This window comes from Streptomyces sp. NBC_00178, assembly GCF_036206005.1.
Taxonomy (GTDB): domain Bacteria; phylum Actinomycetota; class Actinomycetes; order Streptomycetales; family Streptomycetaceae; genus Streptomyces.
Window position 1 is genome coordinate 1,181,973 of sequence record NZ_CP108143.1, and the last position, 16,441, is coordinate 1,198,413.

A 16,441-nucleotide genomic window follows, 5' to 3' on the forward strand; every position below is an offset into this window, starting at 1 on the left:
CCTCCTCGAAGAGACGACGGTCGAGCCGACTTCACCCGTCGGGGCAGCACCGGCGGGCGGTGCGGGCCGGCGACTCTGCACGGCGCCACGACAACGAGCTAATCGGCTACTGCGTCCGCCTTCACCAGCCGGCGGACCTGGACCACGTACAGGATCCCTGCCCACCAATACAGGGTTGTACCCCATCCGGCGAACGCCCATCCGAAAATCGTACCCAGCGTAGCCAGCCAACCACTTCCGTCGCTGAGCAGCAACAAGGGGAAGGCGTACATCAGGTTGAAGGTCGCGGCCTTGCCGAGGAAGTTCACCTGGGGCGGCGGGTAGCCGTGCCTGCGCAGGATTGCCACCATGACGAGCAGCATCACCTCGCGGGCGAGAAGTGCGGCGGTCAGCCATAGCGGCAGGATCTCGCGCCAGGTGAGTCCGACAAGGGTGGACAGAATGTAGAGTCGGTCGGCCGCGGGGTCCAGGAGCCGGCCCAGACTGCTGATCTGATTCCACTTACGCGCGAGCTTGCCGTCGAGGTAGTCACTGACACCGCTCAGCATCAGGACCAGCAGGGCCCAGCCATCACTGTTGGGCCCCCCGAACACGGGACGAAGAATCAGCCACAGGAAAAGCGGTACGCCGACGAGGCGAGCCATGCTGAGGATGTTGGGGATGGTGAGTACTCGGTCCGTCTGAACTCGAGTCTCCTGGACCTCCACCCGGGGGCCTCCTGTGAAGAACGTGCCAATGATGCCCCCTGACCCTACCTCCAGTCCCCGGACGTCGGTGCACAGGGGGCCACAGCCGGCCGGGAACGCAGAAAAGCCCCGTGCCACAAGGGCACGGGGCTTTCCCGGAATAATTGTTCGGCGGCGTCCTACTCTCCCACAGGGTCCCCCCTGCAGTACCATCGGCGCTGAAAGGCTTAGCTTCCGGGTTCGGAATGTAACCGGGCGTTTCCCTAACGCAATGACCACCGAAACACTATGAAATTAACCAACATCGGAACACAACACGGCCGTTCGTTATTTCAGAACTAACACAGTGGACGCGAGCAACTGAGGACAAGCCCTCGGCCTATTAGTACCAGTCAGCTCCACCCGTTACCGGGCTTCCACATCTGGCCTATCAACCCAGTCGTCTACTGGGAGCCTTAACCACTCAAGGTGGTGGGAATACTCATCTTGAAGCAGGCTTCCCGCTTAGATGCTTTCAGCGGTTATCCTTTCCGAACGTAGCCAACCAGCCATGCCCTTGGCAGGACAACTGGCACACCAGAGGTTCGTCCGTCCCGGTCCTCTCGTACTAGGGACAGCCCTTCTCAATATTCCTACGCGCACAGCGGATAGGGACCGAACTGTCTCACGACGTTCTAAACCCAGCTCGCGTACCGCTTTAATGGGCGAACAGCCCAACCCTTGGGACCGACTCCAGCCCCAGGATGCGACGAGCCGACATCGAGGTGCCAAACCATCCCGTCGATATGGACTCTTGGGGAAGATCAGCCTGTTATCCCCGGGGTACCTTTTATCCGTTGAGCGACAGCGCTTCCACAAGCCACTGCCGGATCACTAGTCCCGACTTTCGTCCCTGCTCGACCCGTCGGTCTCACAGTCAAGCTCCCTTGTGCACTTACACTCAACACCTGATTGCCAACCAGGCTGAGGGAACCTTTGGGCGCCTCCGTTACTCTTTAGGAGGCAACCGCCCCAGTTAAACTACCCATCAGACACTGTCCCTGATCCGGATCACGGACCCAGGTTAGACATCCAGCACGACCAGAGTGGTATTTCAACGGCGACTCCACAACCACTGGCGTGGCTGCTTCAAAGTCTCCCACCTATCCTACACAAGCCGAACCGAACACCAATATCAAACTATAGTAAAGGTCCCGGGGTCTTTCCGTCCTGCTGCGCGAAACGAGCATCTTTACTCGTAGTGCAATTTCACCGGGCCTATGGTTGAGACAGTCGAGAAGTCGTTACGCCATTCGTGCAGGTCGGAACTTACCCGACAAGGAATTTCGCTACCTTAGGATGGTTATAGTTACCACCGCCGTTTACTGGCGCTTAAGTTCTCAGCTTCGCACACCCGAAAGTGCACTAACCGGTCCCCTTAACGTTCCAGCACCGGGCAGGCGTCAGTCCGTATACATCGCCTTACGGCTTCGCACGGACCTGTGTTTTTAGTAAACAGTCGCTTCTCGCTGGTCTCTGCGGCCACCCCCAGCTCACCGAGTAAATCGGATCACCAGTGATGGCCCCCCTTCTCCCGAAGTTACGGGGGCATTTTGCCGAGTTCCTTAACCATAGTTCACCCGAACGCCTCGGTATTCTCTACCTGACTACCTGAGTCGGTTTAGGGTACGGGCCGCCATGAAACTCGCTAGAGGCTTTTCTCGACAGCATAGGATCATCCACTTCACCACAATCGGCTCGGCATCAGGTCTCAGCCTTAATGTGTGACGGATTTACCTACCACACGGCCTACACCCTTACCCCGGGAACAACCATCGCCCGGGTTGGACTACCTTCCTGCGTCACCCCATCGCTTACCTAGTACAAGTCTGGTTCGTCGGCTCCACCACTACCCTCAACTCCGAAGAGATCAGGCCGGCTTCACGGACTTAGCATCGCCTGATTCAGTATTGGGCGTTTCAAAGCGGGTACCGGAATATCAACCGGTTGTCCATCGACTACGCCTGTCGGCCTCGCCTTAGGTCCCGACTTACCCTGGGCAGATCAGCTTGACCCAGGAACCCTTAGTCAATCGGCGCACACGTTTCTCACGTGTGTATCGCTACTCATGCCTGCATTCTCACTCGTGAACCGTCCACAACTCGCTTCCGCGGCTGCTTCACCCGGCACACGACGCTCCCCTACCCATCCACACAGGCGTTGGCCCTATATGTGTGAATGACACGACTTCGGCGGTACGCTTGAGCCCCGCTACATTGTCGGCGCGGAATCACTTGACCAGTGAGCTATTACGCACTCTTTCAAGGGTGGCTGCTTCTAAGCCAACCTCCTGGTTGTCTCTGCGACTCCACATCCTTTCCCACTTAGCGTACGCTTAGGGGCCTTAGTCGATGCTCTGGGCTGTTTCCCTCTCGACCATGGAGCTTATCCCCCACAGTCTCACTGCCGTGCTCTCACTTACCGGCATTCGGAGTTTGGCTAAGGTCAGTAACCCGGTAGGGCCCATCGCCTATCCAGTGCTCTACCTCCGGCAAGAAACACACGACGCTGCACCTAAATGCATTTCGGGGAGAACCAGCTATCACGGAGTTTGATTGGCCTTTCACCCCTAACCACAGGTCATCCCCCAGGTTTTCAACCCTGGTGGGTTCGGTCCTCCACGAAGTCTTACCTCCGCTTCAACCTGCCCATGGCTAGATCACTCCGCTTCGGGTCTAGAGCGTGCAACTCAATCGCCCTATTCGGACTCGCTTTCGCTACGGCTTCCCCACACGGGTTAACCTCGCTACACACCGCTAACTCGCAGGCTCATTCTTCAAAAGGCACGCAGTCACGACGCACCGAGCAAGCTCGATGCGCGACGCTCCCACGGCTTGTAGGCACACGGTTTCAGGTACTATTTCACTCCGCTCCCGCGGTACTTTTCACCATTCCCTCACGGTACTATCCGCTATCGGTCACCAGGGAATATTTAGGCTTAGCGGGTGGTCCCGCCAGATTCACACGGGATTTCTCGGGCCCCGTGCTACTTGGGTGGTTCTCAAACGAGCCGTTGATGTTTCAGCTACGGGGGTCTTACCCTCTACGCCGGACCTTTCGCATGTCCTTCGCCTACACCAACGGTTTCTGACTCGTCGACCAACCGGCAGATTGATCAAGAGAACTCCCACAACCCCGCATGCGCAACCCCTGCCGGGTATCACACGCATACGGTTTGGCCTCATCCAGTTTCGCTCGCCACTACTCCCGGAATCACGGTTGTTTTCTCTTCCTGCGGGTACTGAGATGTTTCACTTCCCCGCGTTCCCTCCACACTGCCTATGTGTTCAGCAGCGGGTGACAGCCCATGACGACTGCCGGGTTTCCCCATTCGGAAACCCCCGGATCAAAGCTTGGTTGACAGCTCCCCGGGGACTATCGTGGCCTCCCACGTCCTTCATCGGTTCCTGGTGCCAAGGCATCCACCGTGCGCCCTTAAAAACTTGGCCACAGATGCTCGCGTCCACTGTGCAGTTCTCAAACAACGACCAGCCACCCATCACCCCACCCTTACAGGTGAGTGCACTGGGGCCGGCAACCAAAGGATCAGACTCACACGAGCCCGTACCTTCAGATACCCAACAGCGTGCCCGACCCGACCAACCCGTTCCTGTTTTCCACGCCGAAGCAGTACTCACAAAAACTTGCTGATCGTGCCGAATAGTCAACGTTCCACCCATGAGCAACCAGCATCGAACATTCGCCGATGTACTGGCCTCTGGTCAGCCGAAGCCGACAAGAAGTGCTCCTTAGAAAGGAGGTGATCCAGCCGCACCTTCCGGTACGGCTACCTTGTTACGACTTCGTCCCAATCGCCAGTCCCACCTTCGACAGCTCCCTCCCACAAGGGGTTGGGCCACCGGCTTCGGGTGTTACCGACTTTCGTGACGTGACGGGCGGTGTGTACAAGGCCCGGGAACGTATTCACCGCAGCAATGCTGATCTGCGATTACTAGCAACTCCGACTTCATGGGGTCGAGTTGCAGACCCCAATCCGAACTGAGACCGGCTTTTTGAGATTCGCTCCGCCTCGCGGCATCGCAGCTCATTGTACCGGCCATTGTAGCACGTGTGCAGCCCAAGACATAAGGGGCATGATGACTTGACGTCGTCCCCACCTTCCTCCGAGTTGACCCCGGCAGTCTCCTGTGAGTCCCCATCACCCCGAAGGGCATGCTGGCAACACAGAACAAGGGTTGCGCTCGTTGCGGGACTTAACCCAACATCTCACGACACGAGCTGACGACAGCCATGCACCACCTGTATACCGACCACAAGGGGGGCACCATCTCTGATGCTTTCCGGTATATGTCAAGCCTTGGTAAGGTTCTTCGCGTTGCGTCGAATTAAGCCACATGCTCCGCTGCTTGTGCGGGCCCCCGTCAATTCCTTTGAGTTTTAGCCTTGCGGCCGTACTCCCCAGGCGGGGAACTTAATGCGTTAGCTGCGGCACCGACGACGTGGAATGTCGCCAACACCTAGTTCCCAACGTTTACGGCGTGGACTACCAGGGTATCTAATCCTGTTCGCTCCCCACGCTTTCGCTCCTCAGCGTCAGTAATGGCCCAGAGATCCGCCTTCGCCACCGGTGTTCCTCCTGATATCTGCGCATTTCACCGCTACACCAGGAATTCCGATCTCCCCTACCACACTCTAGCTAGCCCGTATCGAATGCAGACTCGGGGTTAAGCCCCGAGCTTTCACATCCGACGTGACAAGCCGCCTACGAGCTCTTTACGCCCAATAATTCCGGACAACGCTTGCGCCCTACGTATTACCGCGGCTGCTGGCACGTAGTTAGCCGGCGCTTCTTCTGCAGGTACCGTCACTTTCGCTTCTTCCCTGCTGAAAGAGGTTTACAACCCGAAGGCCGTCATCCCTCACGCGGCGTCGCTGCATCAGGCTTTCGCCCATTGTGCAATATTCCCCACTGCTGCCTCCCGTAGGAGTCTGGGCCGTGTCTCAGTCCCAGTGTGGCCGGTCGCCCTCTCAGGCCGGCTACCCGTCGTCGCCTTGGTAGGCCATTACCCCACCAACAAGCTGATAGGCCGCGGGCTCATCCTTCACCGCCGGAGCTTTTAACCCCGTCCCATGAGGGACAGAGTGTTATCCGGTATTAGACCCCGTTTCCAGGGCTTGTCCCAGAGTGAAGGGCAGATTGCCCACGTGTTACTCACCCGTTCGCCACTAATCCACCCCGAAAGGCTTCATCGTTCGACTTGCATGTGTTAAGCACGCCGCCAGCGTTCGTCCTGAGCCAGGATCAAACTCTCCGTGAATGTTTTCCCGTAATCGGGATCACAACACGAGAGCGGAACAACCAGGTCGGAATATGACCGGCTGTTCACAGCGTCCTCGCTGTTGTTGCCCACCCGATCCGAAGACCCGGCAGGACTTTTCAAAGGAACCACCAACCTGCGTGATGCAGGCCGGGGTATCAACATATCTGGCGTTGACTTTTGGCACGCTGTTGAGTTCTCAAGGAACGGACGCTTCCTTCGGTCCCGTTTCACCGGGGCCCTCCGGGCGCTTCCCTTCGTTCTTGCGTTTCCGACTCTATCAGACTCTTTCGTGTCCGATTCCCGGTCGAAGCGGGTTACTGCTTATTTTGCTTTCCAGTTCTTCGCTTTCGCGTTTCCCTTTCCGGCGAGTCCGACTCTATCAGGCCTTTTCCCTCTCCCTTGACCACGGTCTCGCAGGCATGCGGAACCACGATCAGGGTTACAGTCAGGGCTTGGAAGTCGCTGCCGACCCCGGACTTGAAGTCCCGATGGGGCCAGGCAGGGGTACGACAGTACAGGCCGCTGTGAGGCGAGGCAAATCGTTTGCTGAGCTCCCCTAGGCCGGCCAACCGGTAGCTCTCGGGCGGAACCGTGACTTCATATGACTTACGCTGCTGATCAGTACGCCGTCCTCCATCAGCCATGGCGGCAACCTACGGATCCCCACCCCCTGGAGGCTCTCCATGACCACTGTGACGTCCCCTCTCGCCGGCCGGGTCATCGGGCTCACCGCCGTTCCCGACCCCGTCTTCTCCGGCGCGATGGTCGGTCCCGGTACTGCCATCGATCCCGTGCGCGAGCCCTCCGAGGCCGTCTCGCCGGTCGATGGAATCGTCGTGTCCCTTCACCCGCACGCGTTCGTCGTCGTAGATGACGAGGGCCACGGGGTACTGACCCACCTCGGGATCGACACCGTGCAGCTCAACGGCGAGGGCTTCGAGCTCCTCGTGAACAAGGGGGACACGGTCACGCGCGGCCAGGGCATCGTGCGCTGGGACCCGGCAGGCGTCGAGGCCGCCGGCAAGTCGGCGATCTGCCCGGTCGTCGCCCTGGAGGCGACCGCCGACTCCCTCTCCGAGGTCCGCGAGGACGGCGACGTGAAGGTCGGCGACACGCTCTTCGGCTGGCAGTGACAGCCTCCTCGCATTGACAGGCCAGTTGGGCGACAACCGCGGTGGCACCGCCACCGCACGACCGGAGACGGGTGAAATGGAGACAACGCTGCGAGGCGTCGGCGTGAGCCACGGTGTGGCCATCGGCGAAGTCAGGCACATGGGGGCGGCGGTTCTGGAGCCCCCGGCCAAGCAGATTCCGGCGGAAGAGGCCGAGCGCGAGCAGGGACGTGCCCGCCAGGCCGTGGAAGCCGTCGCTGCGGACCTCAACGCGCGCGGCAATCTGGCGGGTGGCGAAGCACAGCACGTGCTCGAGGCCCAGGCCATGATGGCGCAGGACCCCGAGCTCATCGCCGATGTCGAGCGCCGTATCGCCGTCGGCAGCACCGCCGAGCGCGGGGTTTACGACGCGTTCGCGGCGTACCGGGCGCTGCTGGCCAACGCCGGGGAGTACCTGGCGGGGCGCGTCGCCGACCTGGACGACGTGCGGAACCGGATCGTGGCGCGACTGCTCGGTGTCCCGATGCCGGGCGTGCCGGACAGCGACGAGCCGTACGTGCTGATCGCGCGTGACCTCGCTCCGGCGGACACGGCCCTGCTCGACCCCGCCCTGGTGCTCGGTTTCGTCACCGAGGAGGGCGGTCCGACCAGTCACAGCGCGATTCTCGCGCGTGCGCTGGGCGTTCCGGCCGTCGTGGCGCTGCCCGGGGCGGGCGAGATCGCCGAGGGCACGGTCGTCGCCGTCGACGGCAGCACGGGTGAGATCTTCGTGGAGCCGAGCCCGGAGAAGCGCGCCGAGATGGAGAGCGCGTCCGCCGCCCGCAAGGCGGCCCTGTCCGCCGTGACCGGTCCCGGTGCGACGTCGGACGGTCACAAGGTGCCGCTGCTCGCCAACGTCGGCGGTCCCGCCGACGTGCCGGCGGCGGTCGAGGCCGGTGCCGAGGGTGTGGGCCTGTTCCGGACGGAGTTCCTGTTCCTGGACGACAGCAAGCAGGCTCCTTCCGAGGAGAAGCAGATCGCGGCGTACCGGGCGGTGCTGGAGGCGTTCCCCGAAGGCCGGGTCGTCGTGCGGGTGCTGGACGCGGGAGCGGACAAGCCGCTGGAGTTCCTCACACCGGCGGACGAGCCGAACCCCGCGCTGGGTGTGCGCGGTCTGCGCAGCCTGCTGGACCACCCCGACGTGCTGCGGACCCAGTTGACCGCGCTGGCGCGGGCGGCCGAGGGTCTGCCCGTCTACCTCGAGGTCATGGCGCCGATGGTCGCCGACCGCGCGGACGCCAAGGCGTTCGCCGACGCGTGCCGTGAGGCCGGTCTCCAGGCGAAGTTCGGGGCCATGGTGGAGATTCCGTCGGCCGCTCTCCGGGCCCGGTCGATCCTGCAGGAGGTCGAGTTCCTTTCGCTGGGCACCAACGACCTGGCGCAGTACACCTTCGCGGCCGACCGTCAGGTGGGCGCCGTCTCCCGGCTCCAGGACCCCTGGCAGCCGGCGCTGCTCGACCTGGTGGCGCTGTCCGCCGACGCCGCCAGGGCCGAGGGCAAGAGCTGCGGTGTCTGCGGTGAGGCCGCCTCGGACCCGCTGCTGGCGTGCGTGCTGACGGGTCTGGGTGTCACCTCCCTGTCGATGGGTGCCGCGTCCATTCCCTACGTGCGGGCGACGCTGGCGAAGCACACGCTCGCCCAGTGCGAGCGTGCTGCGTCCGCCGCGCGTGCGGCGGACTCCGCCGAGGATGCGCGTCTGGCGGCGCAGGCGGTGCTGTCGGGCGAGTGACCCGTCGCGGCTCGCTGGTGCGGGCCGGATGCTGAAAGGGGTTCCCACCGTGGGCGGTGGGGACCCCTTCGCGCGTCAGCGGTGTGTCTCGGGTTCGTCGGCGCCGAGGTCGAATCCGGCGCAGTATTCGACGCCCTCCTCGGGCGGGACCGGTTCGCCCGTGTCGGCGTCGGTGCAGTAGGCGCTGAAGACCTCGCCCGCGCTGAGCGGGAGGAGGCTGCCGCGCTGCAGACGCCAGCCGTGCACGCGGTCGGGGGTGCCGGGCGCGGTCGTGCGCAGGACGACGCCGCCCGGTGTCCGGAGTGCGACGCCGACGGCGAGCACGGTGGCGAACTCGGCTCCTTCGGACGCCTCGAGGTGCGCCGGGCCTTCGGTGTCGCGGGAGGTGTGGACGACGGCGAGGAGTTGTTCCGACTGCGCGGGGGTGCTGCACACCAGGTGGTGGCTGCCCGGGCCCGCGGTGTCCATGAGCCGCATCAGGAGGTGCGACGCCCGGTCGAAGGCGGCTCTGCCGATGTCCTGCCCGCAGTCGGCGCAGTCTCCGAGACCGGCCAGCAGCATCGTGGCGTACTCCCAGGTCGCCCGGCGGGCGGCTCGTGAGATCAGGACGGGGATCAGGGCGTCGATGCGCTGGCCGGTGTACTCCACGGTGGGGCCGGTCGCGGCGATGCGGGCGGTGAAGCGGCTGCGGCTGGTGTGGGCGTCGGGCTCGATCCCGGATTCGGCGCAGAAGTCGGCGTAGTCCCCGGGGTCGAAGAGGGCGACCGTGGTGTGCTTGCCCTGGGCCGCGAGGGAGCGGAGCAGTCCCTCGATCTGCCGCAGGTAGACGGCGTGGTCGTCGAAGGTGAAGCTGCGGTAGTGGCGCATCGCCGCGAAGTCCTCGGGGTCGGCCAGGAGGCCGACGGTACTGGGTGCTTCGCGGCGGAGCGCTCGTCGCATGGACGTGTCGGAGCGTTGCCGGATGTGCGTGAACTGCTCGGTGTGCGTCATGAGTCCCCCTGTGCACGGTCGATCGATGCTCACTCAGCGTAATCAGGGGGACTGACAACGGCCCGTGCCGCGGCCGGGTCAGCGGCGTTCGCGGGCGAGCTCCTCGTAGAAGTGGAGCAGTTCGACGTTGTCGACGGATCCCGGGTTGACCGCCTTGGACAGGGCCGTGCCCTGGAGGAGCCGCTTGACCGGGACTTCGATGCGCTTGCCGGTCAGGGTGTGCGGAATGCCGGGCACTTCGATGACCTCGTCCGGTACGTGGCGTGGGGAGAGGTTCTCCCGGATGGTGCGCTTGATGCTGTCGCGGAGGTCGTCGTCGAGCCTGGAGCCTTCGGCGAGGTGGACGAAGAGGGGCATCCAGTAGCCGCCGTCGGGTTCCTCGATGCCGATGACGAGCGACTCCCGGATCTGCGGGAGCCGTTCGACCGCTTCGTAGATGTCCGCGGAACCCATGCGCACCCCCTGCCTGTTGAGGGTGGAGTCCGAGCGGCCGTGGATGACGACCGAGCCCCGGTCGGTGAGGGTGATCCAGTCGCCGTGGCGCCAGACGCCGGGGTACATGTCGAAATAGCTGTCGTGGTAGCGGCTGCCGTCGGGGTCGTTCCAGAAGCGGACCGGCATGGACGGCATGGGCGCGGTGACGACGAGCTCACCGACCTCGTCCGTGAGCGGCTCGCCGGCGGGATCCCAGGACTGGAGGTCGGTGCCGAGGCAGGGGGCCTGGAGTTCACCGATGTGGACGGGCAGGGTGGGCACGGCGCCCGCGAAGCAGCTGCAGACGTCGGTCCCGCCGCTCACCGAGGCGATCCACAGGTCCTCCGCGACCTCGTCGTGGAGCCAGCGGAAGCCGTCGGGCGGCAGCGGGGAGCCCGTGGTGGCGACGCACTGGACGCGGCTGAGGTCGTGGTCACGGCCGGGGTGAATGCCGGCCTTGCGGCAGGCCATGACGTAGGCGGCGGAGGTGCCGAAGAGGGTCGCGCCGGTCTGTTCGGCGACGCGCCACTGGGCGCCGGTGTCCGGGTAGCCGGGGCTGCCGTCGTAGAGCACGACGGTCGTTCCGGTGAGCAGGCCGGAGACGAGGAAGTTCCACATCATCCACCCGGTGGAGGTGTACCAGAAGAAGCGGTCGTCGGGGCCGAGGTCGCAGTGCAGGCCGATCTGCTTGAAGTGTTCGAGCAGGATGCCGCCCTGGGACTGGACGATCGCCTTCGGGAGTCCGGTCGTGCCCGAGGAGTAGAGGACCCAGAGCGGGTGCTCGAAGGGGACCTGCTCGTAGGAGGGTTCGGTGGCGGCGGCGGTGAGCGCCGACCATTCGAGGGTGCCCTCGGGTGCGGGCGTACCGAGCAGGGGGATGTGGACGACGGCGCGCAGGGTGGGGAGTTCGTCCCGCAGCTCGGCGACGGTGGCGGTCCGGTCGTGTTCCTTGCCGCCGTAGCGGTAGCCGTCGACGGTGAACAGGACGACGGGTTCGACCTGCTGGAAGCGGTCCAGGACGCTGCGGGCGCCGAAATCGGGGGCGCACGAGGTCCAGACGCCGCCGACGGCCGCGGTGGCGAGGAAGGCGACGACGGCCTGGGGGATGTTGGGCAGGTATCCGCTGACGCGGTCGCCGGGGCTGACCCCGAGGGCGCGCAGTTCCGCCGCGAGCGAGCCCACCTGGCGCCGGAGTTCGTGCCAGCTGACGGACACCTGGGTGTGCGTCTCGTCGACGTACAGCAGCGCGGGGGCGTCGGCGCGGAGCGGGTCGTCGGCCGTGCGCAGGGCGTGCTCGGCGTAGTTGAGGGTGGCGCCGGGGAACCACCGGGCGCCGGGCATGGCGCGGTCGGCGAGGACGGCTTCGTAGGGCGTGGAGAAGCGTACGTCGAACCAGTCGGCGACGGCCGCCCAGAACGTGTCGAGCTCGTCGACCGACCAGCGGTGCAGGGCCGCGTAACCGCCGTCGGCGGGAGCGCCGTGGCGTTCGGCCGCCCAGCGCTGGAAGCGGGTGACGGCGGCGGCCTCGATGCGCTCGGGCCCGGGCTGCCAGAGGGGGGCGTCGCCGGCTGCTGAGGTCATGGAGGCTCCCTGGAATTCGGGGTGTACGCGGGGTCTGCGTGCGTCGCGCGCACGGGCTGGGGTGTGCGCGTGAACGGCACTGATGGACGATGCCATGTGATCGTCTTGCGCACCAGGGTCCCCCGGCCATGGTTGTGTGTCCGGCTGTGTGGCGGGGCCACAGGTGAACGGAAGCTGAACGGAGCACTCCCGGGTCCCGGCGGATGGCAGGGTGACCCGCATGGATGGTCGTGACCTGGTGCGCTCGGTGAAAATGGTCGGTTCTGTGCAGGGGATGCGTACGGTGCGCTCGGCGTGGCGCCGCCGGCGTGCGGACGCGCGGGCGCTGGCACCGCGCGGTGCGGAGCGGGCGCGTGTGCCCGGGCTCCTGGTGAGTGCGGAGCCTGGGCCGGGTGGTGGTGTGGTGCGGTTCGCCCGCTCGGAACTGCGGGTGCGGGTGGCGGTGGGCGGTGCGGTGTTCTGGTCGTGGGACGGTGCGGGGCCGCTGCCGTCGTACGCCCTGCCGGGTGACGAGCCGGAGCCGGATGGGCGGGCCCGGCTGGAGCCGGACAAGAACGGCGGCTGGCAGGTGGTGTCGGAGCGGCTGACCGTCGCCGTGTCGCGGCACGGTGCGCTGGAACTGCGGACGCCGGGCGGTGTGGTGCTCCGCCGGGACCTGCCTCCGCGCTGGTGGGAGCCGGTTGCGGGCGGCCCGGCCCGGTGGGTGCAGAAGTCCGAGGTGCCGGCCGACGCGGGTTTCTTCGGGCTCGGCGGGCGGGCCACCGGGCCGAGGCTGCGGGAGGGCACGTACCGCCTGTGGAACACCGATCCCGGAGGCCGTTTCGGCCCCGGGGACGATCCGCTGTACCTGACGATGCCGGTGCAGGTGGTGGTGTCGGACGCGGGGACGCATCTGGCGTTCCACGACAACTCCTGGCCGGGGCGGGTGACGCTCCGGGAGGGCGAGGAGGGTGCGGGCTCCGGGCACGACCGGCCGGGTACGTGCGAAGTGCGCATGGAGGGCGGTCCGCTGCGCTGCTGGGTGGTCGTGGGGACACCGGCCCGGGTGCTGCGGGGCTGGACGGCGCTGACGGGCGCGCCGGCGCTGCCGCCGTCGTGGGCGCTGGGGCCGCAGCACGCGCGGTGGGGGTTCGGCAGTGAACGGGAAGTACGGCGGATCGTCGCGGGGTACCGGGAGCGGGGTCTGCCGCTGTCGGTGCTGCACCTGGACATCGACCACTACGACGGGCACCAGGTCTTCACCGTCGACCGGGAGAGGTTCCCCGGGCTGCCGACCCTGGCCAAGGAGTTGCGGGAGGACGGTGTCCGTCTGGTGTCGATCGTCGATCCGGCGGTGAGGGCGTCTCCGGGGAACGCCGTGTTCGACAGCGGTTCGGAGGTCGGCGCGCAGGGTGCGTTCGTGCGTGATCCGTCGGGTCGTCCGGTGCTCGGTGAGGTGTGGCCGGGTGAGTGCGTGTATCCGGACTTCACCGATCCGCTGGTGCGGGAGTGGTGGGGCGGGCTGTACGAGGAGCGGCTCGGCCAGGGGTTCTCCGGTGTGTGGCACGACATGAACGAGCCGGTGTCCTTCTCGGCCTTCGGTGATCCCTCGCTTCCGCTTTCGGCGCGGCACACGCTGGAGGGGCGGGGCGGGGACCACCGGGAGGCGCACAACGTGTACGCCCTGACGATGGCCAGGGCCGGGTACGAGGGTCTGTGCCGGCTTCGGCCCGACGAGCGGCCGTTCCTGTTCTCGCGTTCCGGCTGGGCGGGGATGCAGCGGTACGGCGGTACGTGGTCGGGTGACGTCGCCACCGGGTGGCCGGGGCTCCGGGCGTCGCTGGCGCTCGTGCTGGGGCTGGGCCTCTGCGGGGTGCCGTACTCGGGGCCCGATGTCGGCGGCTTCGACGGGTCGCCGTCGCCCGAGCTGTATCTGCGCTGGTTCCAGCTGGGTGCGTACATGCCGCTGTTCCGTACGCACGCGGCGATCGACGCGGGGCGCCGGGAGCCGTGGGAGTTCGGGCCGGAGGTGCTCGGCCACGCCCGGGGGGTGCTGGAGGAGCGGGAGCGGCTGCACCCGTACTTCGTGACGCTCGCGCACACGGCCCGGCTGACGGGCGCTCCGTACGTCCGGCCCCTGTGGTGGAACGCCTCCGGGGACCGCGCGCTGCGTGCGTGCGAGGACGCCTTCCTGCTGGGCGACGCGCTGCTGGTGGCGCCGGTGTTCGAGGAGGGCGCGGTCCGCCGGAGCGTCCGGCTGCCGAGGGGCCGGTGGTACGACACGGCGACCGGGCGGGCGTACGAGGGGCCGTGCCAGGTCGCGGTGGACGCGCCGCTGTCACGCGTCCCGGTGCTGGCGCGGGCCGGCGCGGTGATTCCGGTGCGGGGCGCGGGCGGGGAGCTGGAGCTGGAGGTGTGGGCTCCGTCGCCGGGGCGCTCGGGGCGAGGGGTGGTCGTGCGGGACGTGGGGGACGGGTGGGCGCGGGCGGAGGTCGAGCGGTACACCTCGCGCCTGGCTGGGGGCCGCGTGGTCGTCGAGCGGGACGGCGGGGAGGGGGCGGTGCCGTATCCGGTCCGGGTGCGCGGTCTGCCGGAGGCGGCCCTGCCGTAGCGGCGGCCCGGCGCCGAAGGGGACCGTCCTCAGCGGTACCGGCCGGCGAACCAGGCGCGTACGGCCTGCGTGTGCAGCGGGAAGGCGAGGTCGTCCGGTGCGTGGAGCACGTCGTGACCGGCGGTTTCGTCGGTGGGCGTGGACGGCGGGAGTTCGTCGGCGCGGCGGGCCGGGAGGAGTCCGAAGAGGAGCAGGTGGCCGCCGGGCGAGCTGAGGGCGTCGGCGAGGCGTACGTCCGCCTCGTCGGCCTGGATGCCGGTCTCCTCCCGCAGTTCGCGCACGACGGCGTGGCGCCAGTCCTCGGTCCGGTCGACGAAGCCGCCGGGCAGCGCGATGCCGCCCACGTGCGGGGGGATGGTGCGGGTGATGACGACGAGGCCGGTGCCGTGCGGCGAGGTGACGGGCAGGAGCGCGACGGCGACGGGAAGCGGATTGCGGTAGGCGGTGCGGCCGCAGGCCGTACAGGTGCGGGGCCAGGTGTCGGCGGCGTACAGGGCTCCGCAGGTGCCGCAGTGTGAGTGCTCCACGGGCGGACTGTATCCGATCACCCTTCTCCTGCGGCCCCGGAACTGATAGACGGTGTGCCCATGACAGGAATTGCTCGTGTCCTCCGTGCCCTGACCGCCGCCGGCTCCGCCCTGCTCGCCGTGGCGGCCGCCGCACCCGTCGCGTCGGCCTCGCCCGTCGCGTCCGCCTCGCCCGAGCCGAAGGCTCCCCGGGAGTTCGTCGACCTCCGCTCCGTCGATCCGACGATCATCACGGAGATGCGCTACACCACCGCGCACAATTTCATGGGCGAGCCGGTGGACGGCTACCGGCGCCCCGTCTGCATCCTGACCCGCCCCGCGGCCCTGGCCCTGCGCACCGCCCAGCGGAGCCTGCTGCGCCGGGGCTACTCGCTCAAGGTCTACGACTGCTACCGGCCGCAGCGGGCCGTGGACCACTTCGTACGCTGGGCGAAGGACCTCGACGACCAGGAGATGAAGGGCGAGTTCTATCCGCTGGTCGACAAGACGCGCCTGTTCGCGGACGGTTACATCGCGGAGAAGTCCGGTCACAGCCGGGGCAGCACGGTCGACCTCACGCTCGTGAAGCTGCCGGCACTGCCGACGAGGCCGTACGAGCCGGGCGAGGCACTGGCCCCCTGCTACGGCCCGAGGGCCGAGCGCTTTCCCGACAACTCGGTGGACATGGGCACGGGCTACGACTGCTTCGACACCCGTTCGCACACGGACGACCCCCGGATCCAGGGGGTCCAGCGCGCGAACCGCCAGTTCCTGCGGAGCACGCTCACCGGCCTGGGCTTCGTGAACCTGGCCGAGGAGTGGTGGCACTTCACCTACAAGCCCGAGCTCTTCCCGGACACCTACTTCGACTTCCCCGTGGCCAGGCGTTCCGTCGCCGGCCACTGACGGCCGCCCCGCGAATCGAACGGGCGACCGGGACCACCCCCGTGGGCTCCGGCCGCCCGTTCTTGTTGACGGACGCGGAACTGCCGTATCCGGTTGCGGCCCGAGCCGTTACGGTGCCTTCATGCCTCAGGAGACGTTCGGTTCGTATGAAGAGTTCTGGCCCTACTACGTCGCCATGCACTCCAGGGCGGCGACCCGGTGGGTCCACCTGACGGGGACGCTGACCGGCCTGGCCATCACCGCCTACGGTCTTGCCCGGGGCCGGAAGCGGTACGCGATGGCGCTCCCGCTGATCGGGTACGGCACGGCGTGGCCGGCTCACTTCCTCATCGAGAAGAACAATCCGGCGACCTTCGGGCACCCGGCGTGGTCGCTCCGGGGCGACGCGCAGATGATCGGGATGATGCTGGCGGGCCGCGACGCGGAGCTGGCGGAGACCGCGTCCAAGTGGCTCGCCGAGAACGCCTGACAGGCCACCGTACGTGCGGGGTTGACGTTCCGTCACCT

Annotated in this window: 9 protein-coding genes and 3 rRNA genes; 5 read left to right on the forward strand and 7 right to left on the reverse strand. The window is 66.4% G+C overall.

Going from position 1 to position 16,441, the window contains the following annotated elements:
* Positions 1–98 precede the first annotated feature (98 nt).
* From OHT61_RS04935 to OHT61_RS04950, 4 genes are all read right to left on the reverse strand, one after another.
* Positions 99–707: a CDP-alcohol phosphatidyltransferase family protein gene (locus OHT61_RS04935; RefSeq protein ID WP_329035358.1), complete on the reverse strand. Its 609-nt coding sequence runs from the start codon at positions 705–707 to the stop codon at positions 99–101.
* 145 nt (positions 708–852) lie between these two features.
* Positions 853–969: ribosomal RNA gene (gene rrf / locus OHT61_RS04940) — 5S ribosomal RNA — on the reverse strand.
* A 79-nt stretch (positions 970–1,048) separates the two neighbouring features.
* Positions 1,049–4,174: ribosomal RNA gene (locus OHT61_RS04945) — 23S ribosomal RNA — on the reverse strand.
* A 304-nt stretch (positions 4,175–4,478) separates the two neighbouring features.
* Positions 4,479–6,004 (reverse strand): 16S ribosomal RNA (locus OHT61_RS04950).
* Together the 16S, 23S and 5S rRNA genes form the textbook arrangement of a ribosomal RNA operon.
* A gap of 686 nt (positions 6,005–6,690) precedes the next feature.
* Here OHT61_RS04950 and OHT61_RS04955 point away from each other — a divergent pair.
* Both OHT61_RS04955 and ptsP read left to right on the forward strand, forming a co-directional pair.
* On the forward strand, positions 6,691–7,140 hold the full coding sequence (locus OHT61_RS04955) for a PTS sugar transporter subunit IIA (RefSeq protein ID WP_329035359.1): 450 nt from the start codon (positions 6,691–6,693) through the stop codon (positions 7,138–7,140).
* 76 nt (positions 7,141–7,216) lie between these two features.
* A complete protein-coding gene (gene ptsP, locus OHT61_RS04960) occupies positions 7,217–8,887 on the forward strand; it encodes a phosphoenolpyruvate--protein phosphotransferase (protein ID WP_329035361.1) in 1,671 nt (556 codons plus the stop codon).
* Between the two features lie 75 nt (positions 8,888–8,962).
* Here ptsP and OHT61_RS04965 read toward each other — a convergent pair whose 3' ends face one another.
* Both OHT61_RS04965 and OHT61_RS04970 read right to left on the reverse strand, forming a co-directional pair.
* On the reverse strand, positions 8,963–9,877 hold the full coding sequence (locus OHT61_RS04965) for a hypothetical protein (RefSeq protein ID WP_329035363.1): 915 nt from the start codon (positions 9,875–9,877) through the stop codon (positions 8,963–8,965).
* Between the two features lie 78 nt (positions 9,878–9,955).
* On the reverse strand, positions 9,956–11,932 hold the full coding sequence (locus OHT61_RS04970) for an acetoacetate--CoA ligase (RefSeq protein WP_329035365.1): 1,977 nt from the start codon (positions 11,930–11,932) through the stop codon (positions 9,956–9,958).
* A 220-nt stretch (positions 11,933–12,152) separates the two neighbouring features.
* Here OHT61_RS04970 and OHT61_RS04975 point away from each other — a divergent pair, with 220 nt between their 5' ends.
* Positions 12,153–14,522 carry a glycoside hydrolase family 31 protein gene (locus OHT61_RS04975; protein WP_329035367.1) on the forward strand — a complete coding sequence of 790 codons (2,370 nt, stop codon included), beginning with the start codon at positions 12,153–12,155 and terminating at the stop codon, positions 14,520–14,522.
* A 29-nt stretch (positions 14,523–14,551) separates the two neighbouring features.
* Here OHT61_RS04975 and OHT61_RS04980 read toward each other — a convergent pair whose 3' ends face one another.
* Positions 14,552–15,049: an NUDIX domain-containing protein gene (locus OHT61_RS04980; RefSeq protein WP_329035369.1), complete on the reverse strand. Its 498-nt coding sequence runs from the start codon at positions 15,047–15,049 to the stop codon at positions 14,552–14,554.
* Between the two features lie 60 nt (positions 15,050–15,109).
* Here OHT61_RS04980 and OHT61_RS04985 point away from each other — a divergent pair, with 60 nt between their 5' ends.
* Positions 15,110–15,934 (forward strand): M15 family metallopeptidase, encoded by an 825-nt coding sequence (locus tag OHT61_RS04985; protein ID WP_329035371.1) that lies wholly within the window; start codon positions 15,110–15,112, stop codon positions 15,932–15,934.
* 121 nt (positions 15,935–16,055) lie between these two features.
* Complete coding sequence (locus OHT61_RS04990; protein ID WP_329035373.1) at positions 16,056–16,403, forward strand: DUF962 domain-containing protein; 348 nt, start codon at positions 16,056–16,058, stop codon at positions 16,401–16,403.
* The last annotated feature ends 38 nt before the right edge of the window (positions 16,404–16,441 follow it).